Here is a 3,205-nt window from a genome sequence, read left to right as displayed (position 1 = left end):
CACGGTGATCAGCAGCGCTGTGGCGGCAGTCCGGTCGGCTGTGGGATGGCTCGCATTATAACGGCTAATCACCTCCTCAAAAGAACGGTTAGACAATGTACTGGACAGCGGAACTGAGCTGGAACCAAAAGGATGGTCTGAGCTTGTTATTTAAATAATAAATTAGACTAGGAAGAAGCTAATATCTCATCATACTCCAATTCAAAGTTAACAACACGATCTTCTGTCATCCAAAAATTCCTCCCAACTCGACAACTACCAGCAACAATATAATGTGCCCCCATAACAGACTCTACATGGTAGAAAAGGCAATAGCTTTCATTTCAGCCTCTTTTAGCTGCTTTTCCAATTCAGCAATACGCTTTTCTAATTGCGTCTTCTCGAAGTCGTTATTAGCAGAAACCTTTCCATGTTCCTCAATATGACCCGTATATTCTTCCCAAATAGATTGTTTCGTTCTATTAGAACTCAAATAGGCTTGAATAATAAGATGCTTGTCGATTTCCAGATAATAACCATTCTTAATTTTGACGATTTTTTCATTTTTTTACACGTTTTGTGTAAACTTATTTTAGGACAAGACAAAGTCTCTATTTTGCCATATAGCTTACGCACCCCAAGTTTAGGATGTAGGGCACGTATGGCATTTACTTCTTTTAGTACCAGGCTTTCTTCTGTACCAAGCTCTATTTGCCTGTAACCGTCCTGGTAATAGGCCTGACGGGTAATACCAAACCAGCAGCATAACCGGGCCAGGCTTATACGGGGATACTGTCCCTTAATGATTGCTATGGTTTGGTATTGTACTTTTTTCTGATGGGTATTTTAAACTCTTTTTCCGCAATATCAACCATCGTAGAGAAAGCAATAGCCTTCATTTCAGCCTCTTTTAGCTGTTTTTCCAATTCAGCAATACGTTTTTCTAATTGCTTCTTTTCGAAGTCATTATTAAGAGATTGGGTTGGTTCTTTCACCATCAAGGAGGATCTTTGATGGATCAATTTACGTATTTTCCCTGGTGCTTCATATCCCAACTCCCGCATCCACTTCAAAATCTTTCCGTGTTCCTCGGCATGACCTGTATATTCTTCCCAGATGGATTGTTTCGTTCTATTTGAACTCAAATAGGCCTTAATGATAAGGTGCTTGTCAGATTCTAAATAATAACCATTTTCTGGTTTAACGATGTTCTTCATTTTTTACACGTTTGATGTAAACCTATTCTAGGACAAGACATTCTTAAAGATCCTAAAATGATGAAGCGGCTTAATGAGATTAACGAACTTCCCGATAAAGATAAAGAGTGCGTTTATTCACTCCTCGATGCTTTCCTTGCTAAATCTAAATTACAAGCGATACTTAAATAATAGGCCCCGTCACAATTGACAGGGCTATATTATTTATTTAATATTGCGGACATGTAAAGAACACTCTATTTCTTAAACATCAGGAATGAGGCATGGTGTATATTTCTAACTTGTTATTTTTATCTTCAGCAACAGCAAGCGACAATTGGATATATAATAATCTTTTTACAACTTCACCTATTAAATCAACTATTTTGTCATCAACAGTCATTGAACTTACCAAATCCTTTCCAATGGACAACATATAGGCATATTCATCTTCATAATCATAACTATTCACTTCCAATTTTATTTTTACTCCAAAAATAGAGAAAGAATAATACACTCCTCCTAAAACGTTGGAACTTTCCCCTTCCAGACTTTCGTTTATTCCTAATGATTCAAAAATTACTCTAGACACTTTATTCAAATCTTCTTCGTAATTAAAAAACAACAATATCATAAACTAAAAATTAATAACATTTGTATCATTAAATGTACCCGGTTTAAATGCCCCAGGGGTAATTTCTCTACCAAGAATCTTTGTCCATTTCTCGGACCATTCAAGTAAAGTTGGATATTGCCTCAGCAGCTTAGCTGGATGTATAAACCCATTGATGTTCTTACTTGCATTAAGTCCAATATCTTCTGAAAGATTTATAAACACATCAATATCACTAGCTTTTAAATTACCTAACGCCGTTTCTCTGAAAGCCCCGCCTTTACTTGACATATTTGTAACTGCGCTACCTCTTACCCCTACATTACTATAGCTGATACCAGCTTCTTCAAGCGCTCCTCTTAGTTCACTACCTGCTTGAGCAAATTGTTCTGACGAAGTAAAGCCTCTGGGTATATTAACTACTCTACCTGCTCCCCCAAACATATTCATTCCACCACTTGAATAGTCTCTGCGAGCCTCCATACTAGCATATGCCGTCCCTCTAAATATCTTATCCCAACGACCCTCTCCTGGATGATAACCAGAATATGATTGCCACGCCCGATAAGCTTCTACCTGACTATCATAATTTCTTCCATTAGTATAGTTCCAATAAGTGAATGTACCTGGATCATAAGGATTAGTTGAGTTTACGGCAGTTTTCGAAGTACCATTTACGGTAAATGACCTGTTACTTCCTAGAGTTACACTTTCACCTGCTTTACTTGTATAACTATAACCAGGACCTCTATAAGTTGCTCCGTCTCCGTAACGTTGGGTTGCAGATTTCTGATCTGTTACTTTATCATCCCATAGCGTTTGACCATCCTTTGTCTGTACCCATTCATCTAGTCCTCCAGTAGGATCTATATAATTTAAAGGGTTATTTCGCATTGCATTATAAGGCGTCCAGGATACCCTCGCTCCTCCCATTGGATCTGACGATAAGAACCTTCCGATCCTCGGATCATAAACTCTTAATCCAAAGTCTAAACTATTCCCTTCACCCTTCACCTCATTGTCATTCTCCTTCCCATTAAACCCATACCTATACCTACCTGGCACACTATTATAAACACTACTATCAATTGGCGTCACATACCCATTCAACGTAAAATTATCTATCCGGAAGGTGCCCTGGTTACCTGTTCTGTTACTCAAGGTAACCTCTACGGTTACTTTGCCCATCAGGTTGGTGACTGGATTACTCACGACTAATGTGCCTGTAGATCTCATGACATGCGATCCACCTGATACGTCTACATAAATAGTATCTGCACCTGATGATGGAGGGGGACTTACCGGGATACCGTTAATCGTCAGGCTGTAGTTTTGATAACCGGTATAACTGCTTCGGTGATAAAAACTAAAGGAACTCACGTTTAGCTCATAGCCGGGATCTACATCGAACGTTAAA

At 38.7% G+C, this 3,205-nt stretch carries 4 protein-coding genes; all 4 read right to left on the bottom strand.

Annotated elements, in window-relative coordinates:
- Positions 1-292: 292 nt before the first annotated feature.
- Positions 293-472, bottom strand: a complete 180-nt coding sequence (locus tag ACDQ55_RS21595) for a hypothetical protein (RefSeq protein ID WP_420983720.1) — start codon at positions 470-472, stop codon at positions 293-295.
- A gap of 316 nt (positions 473-788) precedes the next feature.
- Complete coding sequence (locus tag ACDQ55_RS21590; protein ID WP_420983719.1) at positions 789-1,196, bottom strand: hypothetical protein; 408 nt, start codon at positions 1,194-1,196, stop codon at positions 789-791.
- A 250-nt stretch (positions 1,197-1,446) separates the two neighbouring features.
- Positions 1,447-1,809, bottom strand: coding sequence for a hypothetical protein (locus ACDQ55_RS21585; protein ID WP_420983718.1), 363 nt, complete (start codon positions 1,807-1,809; stop codon positions 1,447-1,449).
- A 3-nt stretch (positions 1,810-1,812) separates the two neighbouring features.
- Positions 1,813-3,205 (bottom strand): RHS repeat-associated core domain-containing protein (locus ACDQ55_RS21580; RefSeq protein WP_420983717.1); only part of this gene is annotated, 1,393 nt, incomplete at its 5' end.

The sequence above is a fragment of the Chitinophaga sp. 30R24 genome (genome assembly GCF_049056765.1).
GTDB lineage: Bacteria > Bacteroidota > Bacteroidia > Chitinophagales > Chitinophagaceae > Chitinophaga.
The sequence above is the reverse complement of the archived record's forward strand: the minus strand, read 5'-3'. Positions and strand labels throughout refer to the sequence as shown.